The sequence below is a fragment of the uncultured Cohaesibacter sp. genome, from assembly GCF_963556055.3.
Classification (GTDB): domain Bacteria; phylum Pseudomonadota; class Alphaproteobacteria; order Rhizobiales; family Cohaesibacteraceae; genus Cohaesibacter.
In genome coordinates, this window is the sequence record NZ_CAUVYE020000008.1 from 119,965 (window position 1) to 138,639 (window position 18,675).

At 54.7% G+C, this 18,675-nt stretch carries 18 protein-coding genes; 13 read left to right on the forward strand and 5 right to left on the reverse strand.

Annotated elements, in window-relative coordinates; genetic code table 11:
- Positions 1-3 precede the first annotated feature (3 nt).
- The 9 genes from fliS to ACHZB8_RS02780 all read left to right on the forward strand — a co-directional run bounded on the left by fliS (position 4) and on the right by ACHZB8_RS02780 (position 7,507).
- Positions 4-456, forward strand: a complete 453-nt coding sequence (fliS, locus tag ACHZB8_RS02740) for a flagellar protein FliS (RefSeq protein ID WP_316858534.1) — start codon at positions 4-6, stop codon at positions 454-456.
- Positions 457-509: 53 nt separating this feature from the next.
- On the forward strand, positions 510-758 hold the full coding sequence (locus tag ACHZB8_RS02745) for a hypothetical protein (RefSeq protein WP_316858536.1): 249 nt from the start codon (positions 510-512) through the stop codon (positions 756-758).
- 594 nt (positions 759-1,352) lie between these two features.
- Positions 1,353-2,015 carry a FlgD immunoglobulin-like domain containing protein gene (locus ACHZB8_RS02750; RefSeq protein WP_316858537.1) on the forward strand — a complete coding sequence of 221 codons (663 nt, stop codon included), beginning with the start codon at positions 1,353-1,355 and terminating at the stop codon, positions 2,013-2,015.
- A 93-nt stretch (positions 2,016-2,108) separates the two neighbouring features.
- Positions 2,109-3,374, forward strand: a complete 1,266-nt coding sequence (gene flgE / locus ACHZB8_RS02755) for a flagellar hook protein FlgE (RefSeq protein WP_316858538.1) — start codon at positions 2,109-2,111, stop codon at positions 3,372-3,374.
- A 5-nt stretch (positions 3,375-3,379) separates the two neighbouring features.
- Positions 3,380-3,637 (forward strand): hypothetical protein, encoded by a 258-nt coding sequence (locus tag ACHZB8_RS02760; RefSeq protein ID WP_316858539.1) that lies wholly within the window; start codon positions 3,380-3,382, stop codon positions 3,635-3,637.
- A gap of 8 nt (positions 3,638-3,645) precedes the next feature.
- On the forward strand, positions 3,646-4,131 hold the full coding sequence (flgN, locus tag ACHZB8_RS02765) for a flagellar export chaperone FlgN (protein ID WP_316858540.1): 486 nt from the start codon (positions 3,646-3,648) through the stop codon (positions 4,129-4,131).
- 137 nt (positions 4,132-4,268) lie between these two features.
- Entirely contained in the window at positions 4,269-5,615 is a 1,347-nt protein-coding gene (gene flgK / locus ACHZB8_RS02770) for a flagellar hook-associated protein FlgK (protein WP_316858541.1), read from the forward strand.
- A gap of 8 nt (positions 5,616-5,623) precedes the next feature.
- A complete protein-coding gene (locus tag ACHZB8_RS02775) occupies positions 5,624-6,517 on the forward strand; it encodes a flagellin (protein ID WP_316858542.1) in 894 nt (297 codons plus the stop codon).
- Positions 6,518-6,661: 144 nt separating this feature from the next.
- Positions 6,662-7,507 carry an inositol monophosphatase gene (locus ACHZB8_RS02780; protein ID WP_316858543.1) on the forward strand — a complete coding sequence of 282 codons (846 nt, stop codon included), beginning with the start codon at positions 6,662-6,664 and terminating at the stop codon, positions 7,505-7,507.
- Between the two features lie 115 nt (positions 7,508-7,622).
- Here ACHZB8_RS02780 and ACHZB8_RS02785 read toward each other — a convergent pair whose 3' ends face one another.
- Both ACHZB8_RS02785 and ACHZB8_RS02790 read right to left on the reverse strand, forming a co-directional pair.
- The gene (locus tag ACHZB8_RS02785) at positions 7,623-8,867 is read right to left on the reverse strand and encodes an FAD-binding oxidoreductase (RefSeq protein WP_316858544.1); all 1,245 of its coding nucleotides are present in this window, start codon (positions 8,865-8,867) and stop codon (positions 7,623-7,625) included.
- 21 nt (positions 8,868-8,888) lie between these two features.
- Positions 8,889-10,406, reverse strand: coding sequence for an aldehyde dehydrogenase (NADP(+)) (locus ACHZB8_RS02790; protein WP_316858545.1), 1,518 nt, complete (start codon positions 10,404-10,406; stop codon positions 8,889-8,891).
- 169 nt (positions 10,407-10,575) lie between these two features.
- Here ACHZB8_RS02790 and ACHZB8_RS02795 point away from each other — a divergent pair, with 169 nt between their 5' ends.
- On the forward strand, positions 10,576-11,613 hold the full coding sequence (locus tag ACHZB8_RS02795) for an Ldh family oxidoreductase (protein ID WP_316858546.1): 1,038 nt from the start codon (positions 10,576-10,578) through the stop codon (positions 11,611-11,613).
- A gap of 157 nt (positions 11,614-11,770) precedes the next feature.
- Here the strand turns inward: ACHZB8_RS02795 and ACHZB8_RS02800 are convergent, their stop codons facing one another.
- Complete coding sequence (locus ACHZB8_RS02800; RefSeq protein ID WP_316858547.1) at positions 11,771-12,730, reverse strand: dihydrodipicolinate synthase family protein; 960 nt, start codon at positions 12,728-12,730, stop codon at positions 11,771-11,773.
- A gap of 178 nt (positions 12,731-12,908) precedes the next feature.
- On the opposite strand from ACHZB8_RS02800, the gene ACHZB8_RS02805 reads away from it, so the two are divergent.
- Both ACHZB8_RS02805 and ACHZB8_RS02810 read left to right on the forward strand, forming a co-directional pair.
- Positions 12,909-14,021, forward strand: coding sequence for an aminopeptidase P family protein (locus ACHZB8_RS02805; protein ID WP_316858548.1), 1,113 nt, complete (start codon positions 12,909-12,911; stop codon positions 14,019-14,021).
- Between the two features lie 40 nt (positions 14,022-14,061).
- Positions 14,062-15,252, forward strand: a complete 1,191-nt coding sequence (locus tag ACHZB8_RS02810; RefSeq protein ID WP_316858549.1) for an alpha/beta fold hydrolase — start codon at positions 14,062-14,064, stop codon at positions 15,250-15,252.
- A 142-nt stretch (positions 15,253-15,394) separates the two neighbouring features.
- On the opposite strand, the gene ACHZB8_RS02815 is transcribed toward ACHZB8_RS02810, so the two are convergent.
- Complete coding sequence (locus ACHZB8_RS02815) at positions 15,395-16,396, reverse strand: 4-hydroxyproline epimerase (RefSeq protein ID WP_316858550.1); 1,002 nt, start codon at positions 16,394-16,396, stop codon at positions 15,395-15,397.
- Positions 16,397-16,554: 158 nt separating this feature from the next.
- On the opposite strand from ACHZB8_RS02815, the gene ACHZB8_RS02820 reads away from it, so the two are divergent.
- Complete coding sequence (locus ACHZB8_RS02820; RefSeq protein ID WP_316858551.1) at positions 16,555-17,274, forward strand: GntR family transcriptional regulator; 720 nt, start codon at positions 16,555-16,557, stop codon at positions 17,272-17,274.
- Positions 17,275-17,335: 61 nt separating this feature from the next.
- On the opposite strand, the gene ACHZB8_RS02825 is transcribed toward ACHZB8_RS02820, so the two are convergent.
- Positions 17,336-18,559 (reverse strand): GTP-binding protein, encoded by a 1,224-nt coding sequence (locus ACHZB8_RS02825; protein WP_316858553.1) that lies wholly within the window; start codon positions 18,557-18,559, stop codon positions 17,336-17,338.
- Between the last annotated feature and the right edge of the window lie 116 nt (positions 18,560-18,675).

The window sequence follows — 18,675 nt, forward strand, 5'->3', positions numbered from 1 at the left end:
AAGATGACTTATGCGCACAGCCGCGCGATTAATGCATATCGCACCGCCAACTCAGCGGTTTCACCAATAAAAGCGGTTGCAATGCTTCTTGACGAAGCGCTCAATGCGATCATCCTGACCAGTTACCATTTGCGTCGCAAGGATTTCGAAAACGCATTCGGTCGCGTGGTGCATGCCTCCAAAATTCTGAGCGGGTTGCGTCAGAATGTGAGCATGGATGCAGACCCGGTGATGGGTCAGCAATTTATCGACATGTATACCAGCAATATTTTTGCGCTTCACAATGCCTATGGCAAGGATGATGCGATCCAGAGATATGCCACAATCGCCTCCGGGATTCTTGAATTCCGCAATGCATGGGCAGAAATGGCAAAAATGCAACAACGTAATATTGACTCCGTGATGAGTGGGATTCTAGACCAGAGTGATGCGAGTATGCTCGCGAAGGTGGGATAGGACAGGATAGTCGGACCAACAGGCTGTCTCGTCCAGTAAAGGTAAGGACAAAGATGGCCAAATCCGACGCTCACATGTCGATTGAGCGGTTCGAGGAAATGCTTGATAGCTATGGCCCGGATCTGAAGAGCTGGCCGCAGGACCTGCAAGGCCCGGCCTTGGCATTGCTTGAGTCATCTGAACTGGCCAGAAAGAAAATGCAGTTTGACGCCAGCATGGCGAAACTGATCAGGGCGTCCAAAGCCCCCAAAGCACCATCCTCACTGGTTGGCAGCATCATGGACAAGATAAAAAAGCAATAGCTCCTTGTCCTCATCGTCCCTTGAATTGGGGGGCTCTCTCTTCTTCTGACAAAATCAATACCGGGCCGCATTCTTGCGCTCTGGACAAGATTGTCCAGCCCGGATGCTGACAGACGCCGTCTGGATGCTGTCGCACGCGCCCTTTTTCAATTTTTTTTTGAGAAAAATCTCGACACTCTTCCCAGTAATTCTTCGTCCCGCATAATCGCTTGTCTATTTCACCAAGCCAGTTTGGTGTGAAAGTGCGAGCGGTCTTTTGATTATGTGAATTTTGAAAACGTATTCATGATTTGAATTGGGGAATGCAAAAGAAATAAATTTGACAAAAATAGATTATATCTCTCATATTTTTGACATTTATAAATTATTATCGAATTATTATTTGATTAAATTGATGTATATTTCAAATGTATACTTAAATAGGCAAATTATTCCTATGGGAAATAAGTAATAGGCAAAATTTTCCGTAATAAAAATCAAAAAAATTCGCCTGATTTATTTGCTTCGCGCGTTTCAGAAATAAGGGGACGAAGACGTCGGCGAAAGTCGCGCCTTTCTCTTTGTTAGTTTTCTGGACGCGCGAATGGAAAATCTATGACTGTAACGACGCTGACTTCATCGACTGCATCGACGTCGACCACCACGTCGACATCAAGCAATCTGGGCCTCGACACATCCGAGTTCTTGCAGCTCATGGTCGAACAACTTCAGAACCAGAACCCGACGGATCCGACAGACACAACCGAATTCATGAACCAACTGGTTCAGCTTTCCACCTATGATCAGCAGGTCACCAATGCTGAAAGCCTTGAGACGATTGTAGACAATCTGGAGACCATGATCTCGTCCAACGGTCTGGGCTATCTTGATGAGACCGTGACCGTGGAAGGCGATACGACCTGCCTTCAGGATGGATCCGCCCAGTGGAACTACACGCTCGACGGCGATGCTTCCGAGGTTACCATCAACATTCTCGATGACGAAGGCAACACCGTCTACACCACCTCTGGTGAAGTGGAAGAAGGGACCTATTCCCTCACTTGGGACGGGGTCGATGACGATGGCGTCCAGGGCGAGGATGGCAGCATCTACACGATCGAGATAACGGCCACGGACGCATCGGGCGACAGCGTCGACGTGAGCACGTCCGTCACGGGACTTGTAACCGGAATCGATTCCTCGGGAAGTGAAACCTATCTGCTGATTGGCGATGTCGGCTTCACGCTCGATGACATCACGGCAATCAACGCAACTTGAGAAGCTGGCCGGACGACTGAATGACTTCTCGGAAGTAACTGAAAAAGAAATTGAGCGCAAACACCATTTAAGGTGATTTAGTAGGAGAGTATCATGAGCTTGATGGGTGCAACCAATGCGGCGGTCTCGGGACTGGCAGCACAGTCACAATCCCTGGCGACCGTTTCAAACAACCTCGCAAACTCTGAAACGACAGCGTATAAAGCCTCATCGACAAGCTTTTCCAGTCTTGTCGCGGGGAGTGGATCAACCAAAAGCGGTGGTGTTGCTGCGAGCAACACAACGAACAACACTGCGTTGGGACTGATTGTTTCCTCCTCGATCTCGACCAACCTGGCGATTGACGGATCTGGCTACTTCATCGTCTCCGCCGAAGGTGATGAAACCTCCCGCTACTACACACGAAACGGCGAGTTCAGTGTTGATGAAGATGGCTATCTGACAAATGGCAACTACGCCCTCATGGGCTGGGCCACAGACGAAGATGGCGAGGTTTCCGGTGGCGCCAGCAGTGTCAATCTCGAGAAGATCGACATCACCTCCATTCAGAGTTCCGCTGAGGCGACCTCCAATGTCGCGTTGCAGGCGACATTGCCTGCGGATGCCGAAGACGGCGCGACATTTGAATACAGCTTCGAAGTTTATGACTCTCTTGGTACTGCAAGCACGATTACCGCCAATTTCACGAAAAGTTCAACCCTTAACGAATGGACCGTCTATTTCAGCGATCCTGTTTCTGCCGACGATTCAACTTCGACCGGGACAGTCTCCACGCCAACGTCCACGACTCCCATAACAGTCACCTTCAATAGCGACGGGACGCTGGCCAGTGTTTCAGACACCGCTCTGGACATCACCTGGTCGACCGGTGCCTCAGCCAGCAGCATCACCCTTGATTTGGGCACGGTTGGTGAAGACGATGGACTGACCCAGTTTTCATCCAATGACAGCGATGAAGCTGAAATCGACGTGAAATCGATCGATGTCGATGGGCGGGCCTACGGTACGGTGAGTGACGTTGAAATTGACTCCGACGGCTCGGTTGTGGCGACGTTTACAAATGGTGAAACACGCACGATTTACAAGATCCCCATCGCGACTTTCACCAACTCGGACGGGCTCACCGAGGACAGTGACGGAATCTATTCCATCTCCTCCTATTCCGGCAACGCCACGCTGCATATCGCAGGGCAGGGGGCAACCGGAACGATTGAAAGCAGCGCCCTTGAAGCCAGCACCGTGGACACCAGCACCGAATTTTCGAACATGCTGGCTGCCCAGCAGGCCTATTCTTCCGCCTCGCAGGTGATCTCGACCGCCGGCGAAATGTTTGACGATCTGCTGAGCGCTGTCAGGTAATGGCTATGCAGGATGATTTGGCCCACTGCAAAAAAGAAATCCGCAGAATTCGATCCGAGATCCGTCAGTTTGAAACGGAAAAGGATCGGGTCTCGGGAAGAATGCTGCTGCTCGAAGCCAAAAAATCGCTCAAGGACCTGATCACACATATGCGTGAGCAACAGCACCACATCAAGGGTCAACGCTCACGCTCGACCAAAGCCAACCATGCGGCAAGTGCATATTCACAATTGAACCAGTTCCGCAAATACGACAAGAGATAGGGTGTGCCATGCTGATCGACCTAAATACAGAAAAAAACAAAACGCAGCGTGATATTGAACGCATCGAAGAAGCCATAGACCAAGCAATCAAGGTCGCCGATGAACTGATCCGCGTCGCGGGCGAGGAAAATCAGCGCCTTGAAAGCGGGCGCCCCGTCACATTGGACGATCTTCTGGTGCGCAAACAGAAGCTGTCCAGCGAATTCGATGCCTTTTTCAAGCAGTTCAAGGCCGAACGGGAGGCGTTTCTTTATGCCTCGGACGACAAGTTCAATGCGCTTCAGGATCGTGTCCAGATTCTGGCCCAGACTTTCATGGAAAATGCCAACAATCTCAGTCAGGCCATGTCCGCCAACGAGCGTCGCATAAATGCGATCATGCGGGCCATTCGAGACAATCAGGATACCGGCGGATTGCAGACCTATGGTTCTTACGGGCAGTCCTCTGCGGCGCCTCGGCAGGCCAGATCGATCAAGCCGGATCGAGAAGTGTAAAGCGTAATTTGCTTGCGCGCCTGTCTTGGCTTGCTAGGCCGGGCAGAGCCATACGGGCAAATCAGTTGGATCATCAGAACCCGCAGGCCGGTTGTGTTCGGGTGATCTGAAAGGAGTAAGGCTCATGACGACACTGAATGCTTCAGTGCGGATTGCATCCAGTTCTCTGGCTGCAAGCCAGGGTTCAGTTATCAGTCACTGCCAATAACGTCGCCAATGCCGATACGGAAGGCTACACCACCAAAACGGCTCAGGTTTCCTCGAAAACGTCTTCGGGAATCGGCAGTGGGGTGTCTGTTGACGGTGTCACGTCTCAGGTGAGTCAGTATCTGCTGGCCGACTTGATGGAAGCGACATCCCAAGCCGCCGGCGCAAGCACCACCGCCGAATATCTCAATCAGTTGCAGACCGAATTCGGAACTCTGGAAGACAATACCGGCGAAGGAACAACGCTGGTCTCAGCTATCTCCGACTTTGAAGAGGCCATGACGAGCCTTGCCACGACGCCGGAAAGCTCAACGCTCGCCTACAATGCGGTGACGACGCTGGAAGACCTGACCTCCCAGATTCGCGACACGGCCGAAACGATAGACGACTTGGTCGAGCAAGCCGACGAGGAGGTTCAGGAGGCTGTCGAGTCGGTCAATAACCTGCTTGAGAATATAACAGAGCTGAATGACCAGATCCGTGCTGAAGCGGCAAATGGAAACAGCACCGCCGACCTTGAGGACCAACTGAATACGGCGCTGACCGAACTGTCCGAGTATCTCGACATCACGACATTTCAAAGTGATGACGGCTCCACCAAGGTCTATACCAGCTCGGGGCAAATTCTTGTTGGCTCGACGTCCCACCTGCTGAGCACCGGGTCGGATGCCGATGGCCAGACGACGATCATTGTCAACGGCTCGGATATCACCGACAGGATTTCAGGCACCGACAGCAAAATCGGATCCCTGTTGGAGTTGCGCGACGAAACGCTTCCTGACTATGCCGAGGCTCTTGATGAGTTCGCCACCACCATGATTGATACACTCAATGCGGTTGCAGGGCTCAGCGGAGACATTCTTGAAGGAACAAGCGCCTCGAACATCGCTGTCGTTTCCACGGTTTCCGATGACCCCACGACCCTGCTGGGTACTGGCAACACGGCAACCACGGCCAACAACATTCTGGACGCCCTGCAAGGGGATGCAACATTTGATGCCGCGGGCAATCTGGCTGCCAACGAATGCACCTTGACAGAATATATTACGGATCTGATTTCGATCGCGGTTTCCGATGCAAATTCTGCCTCTGACGCTCTTGATGTGACGGAAACGGCCCTGAGCACAGCCTCGGATGCGATCAGTTCAGCCTACGGAGTGAATGTCGACGAAGAGACCGAGCGCCTGGCCGAGCTTGAACAGCTTTATGCGGTGGCATCGACATTATTGAGTACAATTCAGGAAATGTTCGACGATCTTCTGTCGGCATTCTCATAGGTGATAGCATGGCAATGCGCGTAGCAACCTTCCACACCACGTCTTCGCTCCTGGATCGCACCTTGACGACACAGGCGAGACTGGCCAACATCCAGAAACAGGAATCCACCGGTCTTGTCTCCACCGACTATGCAGGTCTTGGCAGCGAGGCAGGGTCCGTTATCAGCCTCAGTGCATCAATCTCGACGGCAGAGTCAAATATCTCGGCGGCGGAAACCGTCATCAGCCGCAGCGATACGATCGCTTCGGTGCTTCAGGACATAACGGATCTTCTGACCAACGCCCGCAGTTCGGTTTCCGCGACCAGTACTTCCGATGAATTGCAGGATTTGCAGACGTCTGCCGCCGAGTATCTTGAAGATCTCGAATTGCTGCTCAATACCCAATATCAGGGGCGTTACATTTTCTCGGGCAGCTTGACGGACACCGAGCCGGTTGACACATCGAGCTATGAAGCAACGGATCTGACCACGGTCAACACCGACTATTATCAGGGCGACAGCTATACGCAGGTCATCCGCCTCGATAGCGGGACACAAGTGGAGTATGGCGTCACCGCAACGCTGGAAGGTATTGAGGAAGCCATGCGCGCGCTGTCCTATCTGGCGAACAGCATCACCTTGACAACCAGTGAGCTTGATGATGTCGACGATCTGCTGGTTGACGCTCAGGACGCCATCATTACCGCAACGAGTGCAGCCGGGACTGTGTCGAGTCGCCTTGAAACCTATATCGAGAATGAGGAGGACTATATTGCCCAGATGGAAGATCTGGCAACGGATGCAACGTCCATCGATATAGCCGCCGCCGCCGTGGAAGCCACCACCTATGAGACAATGCTTGAAGCAAGTTACTCTGCGCTTAGTACCATTATCAATCTGAGCCTTGTTGATTATCTCTAGTTTTTCTGGCTCGACCTGCGGATTTCTATATCCTGGGGAGGCAGGCCCCGCATTTCCGGACCGTTTGGTCATGTCTTTGTCACACAATCGGGAAACAAGACGGTAAACTGCAAGACCCCGTGCCTGATGAAGTGGAGAGCCATGATGAAACTGGACCAAGCGCAACAAAGCGCCTTTATCGAACTTGTGCGAGAGGCGGCAAAGACCGAGATCATGCCGCGCTTTCGGCACCTGTCCTCAGATGCCATCCGCGCAAAAACGGCCCCCGATGATCTGGTGACCGATGCCGATGAGGCCGCGGAAATCGTGATCAGCAAAGGGGCCCTTGACATCCTGCCCGGTGCCGCAATTATCGGGGAGGAGGCCGTCGCCAGTGATCCCTCTCTGCTCGAGCAGATTGGCTCAAGCGACTGGGCCGTGATCATTGACCCTATTGACGGGACGTGGAATTTCGCCAACGGTCTGTCCACGTTCGGGGTCATTCTGGCGGTGACATACAAGGGTGAGACGGTATTCGGACTTCTCTATGATCCTGTCATGGATGACTGGATCGCGGCCTCCCAAGGCGAAGGTGCCTGGTTTGGCGCACCCGAACAGGAGCGGCGCATCATCCGGTCATCCCGGCCCAAACCCTTCTCTGAGATGACTGGCATCTGTTCTCATTTCCTGTTCCCAGAAAGCCAACGCAGTCGTCTCGCCAGCCAGATGGCAATCGGCTTTACTCGCGTCAGCTCGCTCAGATGCTCCTGCCATGAATATCGCCTGCTTGCACAGGGCAAATTGGATTTCATCGTCAATGGCATGAAGAAACCATGGGATCATGCAGCCGGTGTCTTTGTCACCAAACAAGCGGGTGGGGAGGCAATGTGCATTGATGGCTCAGCCTATCAGCCGACAGATCATCAAGGATCGTTTGTCGTTGCGGGAAGCGCAGAAACGACCGAAGCCCTGAGACAAAGCCTTCTCTGGCTGGAAGAGGACAAGGCTTGAGCCCTGTCGTCAAGGGCCCGGATGCGAGGCGTGACACACAAGGAAAAAGCGCTTTACCTCAGCTTGAAGGTAAAGCGCTTTGCTCAATATTTTGGTGATGAAACCGATAACGCAATCAGAAGAATCGCTTGGATGAGAAGCCACCAACATCAAGGCAGGGTGTTTCTCCGGTCACCAGATCTGCGGTCATTTTGCCAGTGATCGGACCAACCGCGAACCCCATGTGGCCATGGCCGAAGTTGAAATAGAGGCCCTCATGCTTGTCTGATTTTTCGATCAGGGGCAGGGAGTCCGGGAAGCAGGGTCTGAAGCCCATCCATGCCTCGTCTTCCACCGGTTTGCCCAGCGGATAGATTTTCCTGGCCCATTGGGTTGCCTTGCGAATCTGAACCGGTGTCTTGCGTGCTTCGCGGTGGGCAAACTCGATGCCGCTGGTCAGGCGAATGCCATCGTCCATCGGCGTGAGCAGGAAGCCGATATCCTCATCCACCACCGGACGGCTCATGGATGCGCCCTGATCGCTGCCAAAATGCTGGTGATAGCCACGTTTGACCTGAAGCGGGAACTTGTACCCGAAGAATTTGAGCACATCCATGCTCCAGGCTCCGAGTGCCACAACCATTTTCGGCGCAGTGACCGCACCGTCCTGACTGGACACCGTCCATTGCCCGCCGTCTTGCCTGAGGCTTTTGGCGTCGCCAATCACGAGGCGGCCGCCCTTTGCGGTGAACAGATCAGCATATGCACGGGTAACCCGGCCCGGAGAGGAAACCGAAACGCATCCCTTCCAGTGGATGCCCCAATCATTTTCCTTGAAGCGAACAGAAGGCTCAAGTGCAGACAGCTCGGACTTGCGCAACACGTCATACTCGATCCCCAACTCGTCAGCATAGCTGCGAGAACGGGACGTTCCGTCAAATGTCTTCTGACTGTGAAACAGGTGAATCCAGCCATTTTCCCGGAAGGCATCGCGAATGCCAGCCTGATCGGCAAAGTGAAAATGCTCCGTTGCCGAAACCCTGCGCAAAGGCGTGACGCGCCGCGCATAAGACGAGATTCCGTAAGGGCTCGACACTTTCCACATATCAAGGAGCCATGGTGCGAGGCGCGGCATCATTGTCGGATGATACCGCATGGCAACCTGCTGGTTGCTGCCATATTTCATCAGCGGGATGATCTCACTGGGGATGACCAGCGGCATGTGACCATCCTTCTCGATGATGCCTGCATTGCCGTAGGACGCTTCAAGCCCCGGCTCCTGACGGTCCAGAACCGCGACCCTGAGGCCGCGTTCCTGCAAATGCAGAGCCGTGCTGATGCCGACGATACCGGCTCCAAGGACGATCACATCATAGCTCATGGGAACTTACCTTCTCCTGGTTCAAATATCCTGCGCGTCTTCAGGCAACACCCCAAGAGGGATATTCTGATAGCAGACAGGGCGCAGGAAACGGCGGATAGAGAGCGTACCTACCGAGGTGGCGCCAAAATTCGTGGAAGCAGGATAAGGCCCGCCATGCACCATCGTATCGCAAACCTCGACGCCGGTCGGGTAGCCATTGACGAGAATGCGTCCCGCCTTGCGCTCAAGGATTGGCATGAGCTGTCTGGCAAGTGCAGTATCACCCTCATCCATATGCATGGTGGCTGTCAGTTGGCCTTCGAAGCTCTTGGCGATGGTCAGCATCTGATCCACATCCCGGGCCGTGACGATGACGCCCATCGGCCCGAACACCTCTTCCTGAAGCTTGGCGTTGGAAAGCCAGTCGTCGCCGGACACCATGAACAGATATGGCGTGGCATTGCGCTGGTCACACATCGAGGTCAGCAGCTCCCGCACGCCGGTTGTCTGGGCTATGGCCCAGACGCCTTCGCGATAGGTGTTTGCCATGGAATTGGTCAGCATGAGCTGGGCCCCAACCGAGCCAAGGGCGGCAATCGCCGCATCGGCGACCGCCTGCGCCTGATCCTCAAGGATGATCGCAAGGCCGGGATTGGTGCAGAATTGTCCTGCACCCATGGTAAGCGATCCTGCCCAGCCCTTGCCGAGGTCTTCGCTGCGCGCTGCAACGGCCTCTGGCAGAAGGAACATCGGGTTGACCGAGCCAAGTTCACCGAAGAAGGGAATCGGTTCAGGACGAGCTGCGCACAGATCATAAAGCGCCCGGCCACCCCACAGAGAGCCGGTAAAGCCGACAGCCTTGATCAGCGGATGCTGCACAAGGGCGGTGCCCACGTCGCGTCCGCCACCTTGCACGAGGCTGAAGACGCCCGGATGCAGACCACATTTCTTGACCGCAGCGGTGATGGCATCGCCAACGATTTCACCGGTGCCCGGATGGGCGCTGTGACCCTTGACGACAACCGGACACCCGGCAGCGAGCGCCGAAGCGGTATCGCCACCGCCGACAGAAAAGGCAAGCGGGAAGTTGGAGGCACCAAACACAGCCACAGGTCCGATCGGACGCTGCATCATGCGCAGGTCAGGCCGCGGCAGAGGTTGCCGGTCAGGCAAGGCTTCATCATGGCGCAAATCAAGAAAGTCGGTAGTGCGAATGTGAGAAGCGAACAGGCGTAGTTGACCAGTGGTCCGACCACGCTCTCCCTGCAATCGTCCTTCCGGCAGGCCTGTTTCCAGCGATCCGATTTCGGTAATCTCGGTTGCGCGCGCCTCGATTTCATCGGCAATGCACTCCAGAAAGGCCGCACGCTCTTCCCTTGAGGTATATCCGTATGACCAAAATGCATCTTCCGCAGCCTCGCAGGCTTTTGCTACAAGGTCCGGAGTGCCTTTTGAGAATGTGTTTGCAGGGCCTGAAATCGGTGCCGAAGAGAAAGATTCATCGCTTTGGACCTTCTCACCCGCGATCAAATGGCTGCCATGGGGAGTGTAGCTCATGGAATTGTCCTTTTGCTGCAAGAAAGACTTGAAGTTCTGACGACACAGATAATACAATTTGTATTCATTTGGCAACCAATGGATTTCAGGTAAGGGACACCGAGCCGCAGTTTGTCACTAAAAACACATTTTATACGACCAGTCTTATCACACCGAGCACGAGGATTAGATGTCACATCAAGAAGTTTTTTCCATCGAAGCGCTTGAGGCGCGCGTTGCGGGCATTTTCGAAAAGGCAGGCGCAATTCCGGATGTGGCGTCTTGCCTTGCCCATGTGATTGTTGCCGGCGAGCGCGATCACTGTGCCGCCCATGGCCTTTATCGCATCGAGGGATGCCTGCGCACCATCAAGGCAGGGCAGGTCAAGCCGGACGTGGAGCCGGTGCTGATGTCCCAAGACGGGGCAATCGTCAAGGTTGACGCCAGAATGGGCTTTTCTAACCCGGCTTTCTATTTCGGTCTGCCCAAGCTGGTGGAAAAGGCAAGGACATTTGGCCTGGCCGCACTGGTGATTCACGATTGCACCCATTTTTCCGCGCTTTGGCACGAAGTCGAGGCTATCGCAGGTGAGGGACTGGCAGGTCTTGCCATGTGTCCAAGCTATGCGACTGTTGCTCCTTTTGGCGGCAATGCGCCTTTGCTGGGCACCAATCCGCTCGCCTTTGGCTGGCCGCGCCCTGAAAAGGACCCTTACGTGTTTGACTTTGCCACCAGCATGGCTGCACGCGGTGAGATCGAACTCTATCGCCGGGCAGGTAAACCTCTGCCCGAAGGGTGGGGCATCGACAAGGATGGCAAGGAAAGCACCGACGCCAGCGCTGTGCTGGAAGGCTCGATGCTGCCTTTCGGGGCGCACAAGGGGTCGGCCATCTCCACCATGATCGAGCTGCTGGCTGCTGCCATGATTGGCGATCTGACCAGCCCGGAAGCACTGGAAGCGCTCGGGACCACAACGCTAGCGCCCCACCATGGAGAATTGATCCTCGCGCTTGATCCGATTGCCTTTGCCAAGGGGCGCACGGACAATCCGTTCGAACGGGCCGAGATGATGTTGGGAGCCATTGCCGATCAAGGGGCTCGCCTGCCATCCGGGCGGCGCTTTTTGGCGCGCAAAGAGTCACTGGATGAGGGCATCACCTTGGAAGAAAAGGAACTTGTCCTGCTCGACAAGTTTGAAAAGGAAGGTCTTGAAGGGGTCGCCCTCTAGAGCGCGACAAAGCCTCAATGCTGCGTGCACAATGAAAAATAGGCCCACACCATTGGTATGGGCCTATTTCCGCAGAGCTAACAGTGGGGGGGAATGACTGAAGCTCTCAGTTGAGTGCCGCCAACAACAAGCGGCATTTGGGCAACATCAAACGGCCTCAGGCGAGATAGGGTGCAACAGTTGGCTGTTTCGCCCAGCTTGCATACCAGGCGTCAAACAGCGCGAGCTGCTTCTCGACATAGCCTTTCTGGCTTTCGCTCAGGACATCTGTCTCGTTGAAATTCAGCGCATATTCTTTCTTGCCGCGCAGTACCATCATATGTTTGAAATGGAGCACCAGATCAGGGCCTTCATCAAAAGTGGACAGAACCGAGAGCGCCTGCTCAAGCTCGAGTGCCAGTTTGCGAGCGAGCGCATCGCCTGCGACGGCCTTTTTGCAAAGATCGATCATCAGCAAAACTTCCTTGGGCAGGATGTTGCCGATGCCGGTAATCGCTCCTTGCGCACCGCAATTGACATAGCCGTGATAGACGGCGGTATCCACGCCGACCATCAGGATGGAGTCATCCGGGCCACTGGTCATGGTTTCGGCCGCATAGGTGAGAGCGGCTGCGCCACCAAATTCCTTGAAGCCAACGAGATTGGGATGTTCGGCCCGCAAATCGAAAAACAGGTCCGCCTTGGTGGCAAAGCCATAATAGGGACTGTTATAGATCACGCCGGGCAGATCTGGAGCAGCTTCAAGAACGGCCTTGAAATGGGCGCGCTGGGCGGCATAGACCGAGGTGCGGGACAATTGGCGCGGAATGATCATCAGCCCCTTGGCTCCGACCTTCTGGGCATGGGCTGCATGATCGGCAGCAGTCTTTGAATTGATCGCACCAAGACCGGCAACCACCGGCAGACCGGCTTCGACCAGCAATTCGACACCTTTTTTACGCTCTGCATCGCTCAGCAATGGCCAGTCGCCCATGGAGCCGCAATAGACAACCGCGCCCATGCCAGCCTCGATCATCTCCTGACCCTGTTTGACCAGAGCATCATAATCCGGGCTTCTGTCTTCTTTGCATGGCGTCATGAGGGCCGGCATGCAGCATGTGAAAATCGTGGTGTCCATCTCCATCTCCAAAAAAATTCCGATCCCGACCGATCCCATCTTTTCGGGGCGGATAGAAAGCTGTATTGATATACAGAGACAATATCAATTGTATTTTATTTGTCGACAAAAATGTTGCAAAGAAACACCGATATTTTGTAACAGTTTGAATTGTCGGACAAAATGGAGCGTGTACCTGATGCAGAATGCAGCGAAAACTATATATGACATTCGGCTTTCAAACCTGAGAAAGCGGATGCGGGACATTGGTGTGGATTGCGTTGCGGTTGGTCCGACCTCGAATATGGCCTGGCTGGCAGGGGTTTCGGCTCACGGTGACGAGCGCCCCGTGATGATTTTGGTAACCGAGAATGATGCCGCCTTTCTCATGCCGATGCTCAATCAGGATAGCGTTCGGCAGCATAGTGATCTGCCCTTCTTTTGCTGGGCCGATGCCGACGGGCCGCAGGCTGCGCTCAAAGACATGCTGACGGCCTTTGGCCTTGCTGGGAAGGGCGTATCCGTGGCGGTCGATGAAGCCATGCGCGCCGACTTTGCCTTGCTGCTGCTTGATGCCTTGCCCGAAGCCAGGCGCCAGTTTCTGGGTGAAACGGTTGGCTGGCTGCGTTGCCGCAAGGATGAGACCGAGTTCTCCCAGCTCAAGAGCAACGCTCTTTTGACGGACAGGGCCTGCATGGCGGCCTTTGATGCTCTGGAAATTGGCATGACGGAAAAGGATGTGGTCAAGTTTATTGATGACTTTTTTGCAAGCCATGGCGCGAGCACGGAATTTGCAAGCGTCTGCTTTGGTCCCAATGGTGCCTTCCCCCATCATGACAGCGGTTCAACGACCTTGCAAAATGGCATGGCGGTGCTCATCGACCTTGGCTGCCGCAAGGATGGCTATCCCAGCGACATGACCCGCTCTGGCTGGTTCGGCGCCATGCCCGAGGGGTATGACGATATCGCAAAAATCGTTGAAGAGGCCGTGCAAGCAGCTCTCGATGCCGCAAAACCGGGCGTTGTGGCAAAGGAAATCGACGCAGCCGCGCGTTCAGTCATCACCAAGGCTGGCTATGGCGAACATTTCCTCCATCGCACCGGACACGGCCTCGGCATTGATGTGCATGAGAATCCCTATATGTCCGCCAGCTCCGAGACAGTTCTTCAGGAAGGCATGGTCTTTTCCATCGAACCGGGCATCTATCTCGCCGGTCGTTTTGGCTTGCGTCTTGAAGACATTGTCATCATGCGGGAAGATGGAGCAGAAATTCTCTCCGATCTTTCCCGTGACCTGATCCGGCGCGGCTGAAGAGCCTCAACCAGACACGCCCCAATTTGCGAGTTTCGCCATGACCTATGTGACTTTCCCCGGCATCAGCTACCGTGACATCACCTTGCCGGTTCCGCTCAACTGGAGCAAACCGGAAGGGCAGAGCATCACGCTCTTTGCCCGCGAGGTGGTGGATCCTGTGCGCAAGAATGAGGATCTGCCCTTGCTCGTCTTTCTTCAGGGCGGCCCGGGTGGCAAGGGGCCCCGGCCTCAGAATGGTGGACCGGTCTGGCTGAAGACGGCCTTGAAAAGTCACCGTGTCATCCTGCTCGACCAGCGCGGCACGGGGCGTTCCTCTCCGGTTGAGGGCAGACAAATGGAGCGCTTTGCAACGGGCGAGGAAGGGGCTGACTACCTCTCCTTCTTTCTGGCCGAAAGCATCATTCGGGACTGCGAGCATTTGCGCAAGGAGGTCTATGGCGGGCGGAAATGGTCCACGCTTGGCCAGAGCTATGGCGGTTTTCTGACCCTGAGTTATCTCTCCATGGCCCCTCATGCGCTTGAAGCCTGTTATGTAACCGGCGGGCTTGCGGGGCTTGATGGCACACCGGAGGATGTCTATGAACGTACTGTTCCGCACATCGCCGAGAAGAACCGCCATTATTACGCCCGCTACCCCGGGGACAAGGAGCATGTCGCACGGATTGCGGACCTGTTGGCAGGTGAGGATGTGCTCCTTCCTGACGGTGATCGGCTGACCATTCGCCGCCTGCAAACGCTGGGTCTCGCCTTTGGCATGAAGCCCGGATTTGAAGAGGTGCATTGGCTTTTGGAAACGGCTCTTGATGACGAAGGCTTCCTCAACGATAGCTTCCTGTCCCTCGTCATGGCGGAAACCTCTTTTGCTACCAATCCGCTCTTTTGTGCGCTTCAGGAGGCCATTTATCAGCAAAAGCCAAGTGGTTCGAACTGGGCCGCGCAAAGAGAAAGAGACAAACATCCGGTCTTTGCCGAGACCAGAAGACCTCTGATCTTTACCGGCGAAATGATCTTCCCATGGATGTTCGAGGAAATCCGTGCCCTGCGCCCTTCCGAGAGGCGGTGCAAAGCCTGGCGCAAAGACAAATGTCTGCGAGCCGGTATGACACAACAACTCTTGCCGCCAATGAGGTGCCTGTGGCAGCCGCCATCTATTTTGATGACATGTATGTCGATGCGGGTCTGTCGCTCGAAACCGCAGGACGGGTCGGCAATCTCAAGACATGGGTGACCAACGAGTTTGAGCATGACGGCTTGCGCCAGTCAGACAAGGTGCTCGAACGTCTGATGGATATGGTGAACGACGCCTTTGTCTGACGCGCTGTGCAGCAAGCCTGAAGGCGCGACGGGTGTCGCGCCTTCAAGGGTTGATATCAAAGCACGGTGAAGCCATAGGCATAGGGATCGCGATCATCAATGAAGATCGTGTTGTAACCGGTCTGGCGGGCCCAGCCGCCGACAGAGGGTATGATTGCGTCCTTGTCGGCCACCTTGGCGGCGGCCTCTACCCGGCCCTTGAACAGGCTGCCGATGATGCTTTCGTGAATGAAGTCATCCCCGACTTTGAGCCGCCCCTTTGCGACCCAATGGGCCATGCGAGCTGATGTTCCGGTGCCACATGGAGAGCGGTCGATCGCTTTCTCGCCATAAAAGACCGCATTCCGAGCGGTCGCGCCTTCCGCCTTGGCTGCTCCGGTCCACAAAATATGGCTCAGGCCATTGATGGCCGGATTTTCCGGATGCACGAACTCGTATTTCTCATTCAGCGCCTTGCGCAATTTGGGAGAAAAGCCGACAAGCTCGCCTGCCGAAAAATCGGCCATATCGCGATAGCAATCCTGCGTTTCGACAATGGCGTAGAAATTGCCGCCATAGGCAACATCGACGGTGACACTGCCCAGGCCTTCAACCTCTGCCGTCAAGCCCTCGGAATGAAGAAAGGCGGGAACATTGGTCAGGCGCACCTCTTCCACGAAGCGGCCTTCCTGCCGGTATTCTACCGTTACCAGCCCGGCGGGCGTATCGAGACGCAACTTGCCCGGCTCCTTCGGTGTCACCAGACCATTCTCGATGGCCATGGTAACCGTGCCGATTGTACCGTGGCCGCACATGGGAAGGCAGCCCGAGGTTTCGATAAACAGCACCGCAACATCACAATCTTCCCGTGTCGGCGGATAGAGAATCGATCCAGACATCATGTCATGGCCGCGCGGCTCGAACATCAGACCGGTGCGAATCCAATCATATTCCGCAAGGAAATGAGCCCGCTTCTCGATCATGGTCTTGCCCTCGAGATGCGGAGCGCCACCGGCTACCAGCCGCACCGGATTGCCGCATGTATGACCATCAATGCACTGAAATGTCTTGTTTCTCATCGAAATTCTCTGTCAGCTAATGCGCTTTGCGCATATCAAAAAAGCTTATTGCATTGACACCATAATCTGTCGACATTTAAAATACAAACAAATGCTTCAGTCCCTTGTCAAAATTCTATAAAACAGTCCAACCACCATGGTGAGCAGGCATCCCGATCATGAGCGAGACAAAAGAGAAAAAGGCAGCCAAAGGACCCCACAAGCGAGGGGCCGGTGTTGGTTATGTATATGAAACACTGCACCGGGAGATCGTCGAGCTGAAGATTGCGCCGGGCAGTCCCATTGACGAGTTGCAGCTCGCCGCCCGCTTTTCCATGTCGCGCACGCCGATCCGTGAGGCTTTGGTGCGGTTGGCGGCAGAGGGCCTGATCACGACGTTGCCAAACCGGGCGACCATCGTTTCCAATATCGATTTTCTCAACCTGTCGCAATTTTTCGATGCCCTGACCCTAATGTATCGGGTCACGACACGCCTTGCAGCGGCCAACTATGAACAAGCCGATCTACCACAGATCTACGCCTGGCAGGAGAAATTCTCCAAGTCTGTCGATGAGCGCGATGTCTTCGAGATGATTGCCACGAACCGCGAATTCCATCTTGCCATCGCACGGGCCGGGCGCAACCGCTATTATGTCGAGCTTTTCACGCGGCTTCTTGATGAAGGCCGCCGAATTCTGCGGCTCTATTACCAGTCCTACAACGACGAGATTCCGCGTCTCTATGTCGAGGAGCATGATGACATGATCAAGGCAATCGTTTCGCGCGACCTGCGGCTTTCGGACAAGCTTGCCGCCGCTCATGCTGATCAGATTGTCAGGCAGATCCAGTCCTATATCTCCGCTGACACACGCGTGAACAACGCAATTGATCTGGGCTGACAAACCGGGACAAAAAGGGGGCGAGCGCCCCCCTTTTGATCATCGTCAGGAACCGGGCTTATCATAAGCCCCACGCCGGGAAAGGGTCGGGCAGGTCCTGATAGCATGTGGGGTTGAATGGCTCCTTGCCTATCGGCTCGATCAGGCAGCGCTCGAGCATGGAACAAATGCGATCCTTGTTCATCTCTCCCAGCATGCCGATAAAGACGATTTCCTGCCGACGATCGCCAAATTGCGGATCAAATTTTGAGAGAAGCTGCTTGCGCATCTCCGGGTCTTCCGGCCAGCGGTCTTGCGGCACTGCGGCCCACCAATAGCCCAGGGGATCTGTTCTGGCGATGGCTCCGGCAAGGCTGAATTCCCCAACCATATGGTGTCGGGTTGCCAGCCAGAAATGTCCCTTGGCGCGGATGACACCGGGCAGAGGCGTTTGCAGGAACTCGTTGAATTTTTCCGGAACCAGAGGCCGCCGCGCCGACCAGACAAAGCTGGTGATGCCATATTCGGCATCTTCCGGCACATGATCTGCAAAACCGTAAAGCTCCTTGTACCAAAGAGGATGTTCATGAGCGCGCTCGAAGTCGAACAATCCGGTATCAAACAGGTCATCAGCTTCAACCCTGCCATAATCGGTTTCGATGATCTTTGCATCTTGATTGAGTGCATGAATGATGGCTCTGGCGGCTTCAAGCTGTTCTCTTGACGCGTCGGACACCTTGTTAAGAATGATCAGGTCGGCAAATTCGATCTGGTCGACAAACAGATTGACCAGCGTCCGCCCGTCGGACTCGTCCACCGCTTCGCCACGATCTACGAGGAAATCGGTTGAGCCGAAATCCTTGAGCAAATGGATCGCGTCTATCACCGTTGCCATGCAGTCAAGGCGAGCGATATCGTTAAGGCTCTGGCCAAGGTCATCACGATATTCAAAGGTCGCGGCCACGGGCAAAGGCTCTGACACGCCGGTGCTTTCGATCAGAAGATAATCGAACCGCCCTTCTTCAGCCAGATGACGGACCTTGAGCAGCAGGTCATCGCGCAGGGTGCAGCAAATGCAGCCGTTGGTCATTTCGACAAGCTTTTCCTCTGAGCGATGAAGAGAGGCTTCCTCGCGTACAAGATCGGCGTCGATATTGACCTCGCTCATGTCATTGACGATGACGGCGACCCGTCTGCCGTCTCTGTTGTTAAGTACGTGATTGAGCAATGTGGTTTTGCCTGCACCAAGAAAACCGGACAAAACGGTAACGGGCAGGCGAGGATCGGAAGGAACAAAATTGGGCATCATGTCTCGCAATGTTATGTTATAACATGCCGTTTACATAGTGTGATCCAGATCGTCAAGGCGGCCCAAAGGCAGACTTCAAAAAAGCGGAGCAAAAAGGGAATGAACGGGAAGCC

Excerpts from the sequence above, each read along its gene's own strand:
- fliS (WP_316858534.1), top strand. The coding sequence starts at position 4 with ATGACTTATGCGCACAGCCGCGCGATTAATGCATATCGCACCGCCAAC.
- ACHZB8_RS02745 (WP_316858536.1), top strand. The coding sequence starts at position 510 with ATGGCCAAATCCGACGCTCACATGTCGATTGAGCGGTTCGAGGAAATG.
- ACHZB8_RS02750 (WP_316858537.1), top strand. The coding sequence starts at position 1,353 with ATGACTGTAACGACGCTGACTTCATCGACTGCATCGACGTCGACCACC.
- flgE (WP_316858538.1), top strand. The coding sequence starts at position 2,109 with ATGAGCTTGATGGGTGCAACCAATGCGGCGGTCTCGGGACTGGCAGCA.
- ACHZB8_RS02760 (WP_316858539.1), top strand. The coding sequence starts at position 3,380 with ATGCAGGATGATTTGGCCCACTGCAAAAAAGAAATCCGCAGAATTCGA.
- flgN (WP_316858540.1), top strand. The coding sequence starts at position 3,646 with ATGCTGATCGACCTAAATACAGAAAAAAACAAAACGCAGCGTGATATT.
- flgK (WP_316858541.1), top strand. The coding sequence starts at position 4,269 with ATGCTTCAGTGCGGATTGCATCCAGTTCTCTGGCTGCAAGCCAGGGTT.
- ACHZB8_RS02775 (WP_316858542.1), top strand. The coding sequence starts at position 5,624 with ATGGCAATGCGCGTAGCAACCTTCCACACCACGTCTTCGCTCCTGGAT.
- ACHZB8_RS02780 (WP_316858543.1), top strand. The coding sequence starts at position 6,662 with ATGAAACTGGACCAAGCGCAACAAAGCGCCTTTATCGAACTTGTGCGA.
- ACHZB8_RS02785 (WP_316858544.1), bottom strand. The coding sequence starts at position 8,867 with ATGAGCTATGATGTGATCGTCCTTGGAGCCGGTATCGTCGGCATCAGC.
- ACHZB8_RS02790 (WP_316858545.1), bottom strand. The coding sequence starts at position 10,406 with ATGAGCTACACTCCCCATGGCAGCCATTTGATCGCGGGTGAGAAGGTC.
- ACHZB8_RS02795 (WP_316858546.1), top strand. The coding sequence starts at position 10,576 with ATGTCACATCAAGAAGTTTTTTCCATCGAAGCGCTTGAGGCGCGCGTT.
- ACHZB8_RS02800 (WP_316858547.1), bottom strand. The coding sequence starts at position 12,730 with ATGGACACCACGATTTTCACATGCTGCATGCCGGCCCTCATGACGCCA.
- ACHZB8_RS02805 (WP_316858548.1), top strand. The coding sequence starts at position 12,909 with ATGCAGAATGCAGCGAAAACTATATATGACATTCGGCTTTCAAACCTG.
- ACHZB8_RS02810 (WP_316858549.1), top strand. The coding sequence starts at position 14,062 with ATGACCTATGTGACTTTCCCCGGCATCAGCTACCGTGACATCACCTTG.
- ACHZB8_RS02815 (WP_316858550.1), bottom strand. The coding sequence starts at position 16,396 with ATGAGAAACAAGACATTTCAGTGCATTGATGGTCATACATGCGGCAAT.
- ACHZB8_RS02820 (WP_316858551.1), top strand. The coding sequence starts at position 16,555 with ATGAGCGAGACAAAAGAGAAAAAGGCAGCCAAAGGACCCCACAAGCGA.
- ACHZB8_RS02825 (WP_316858553.1), bottom strand. The coding sequence starts at position 18,559 with ATGCCCAATTTTGTTCCTTCCGATCCTCGCCTGCCCGTTACCGTTTTG.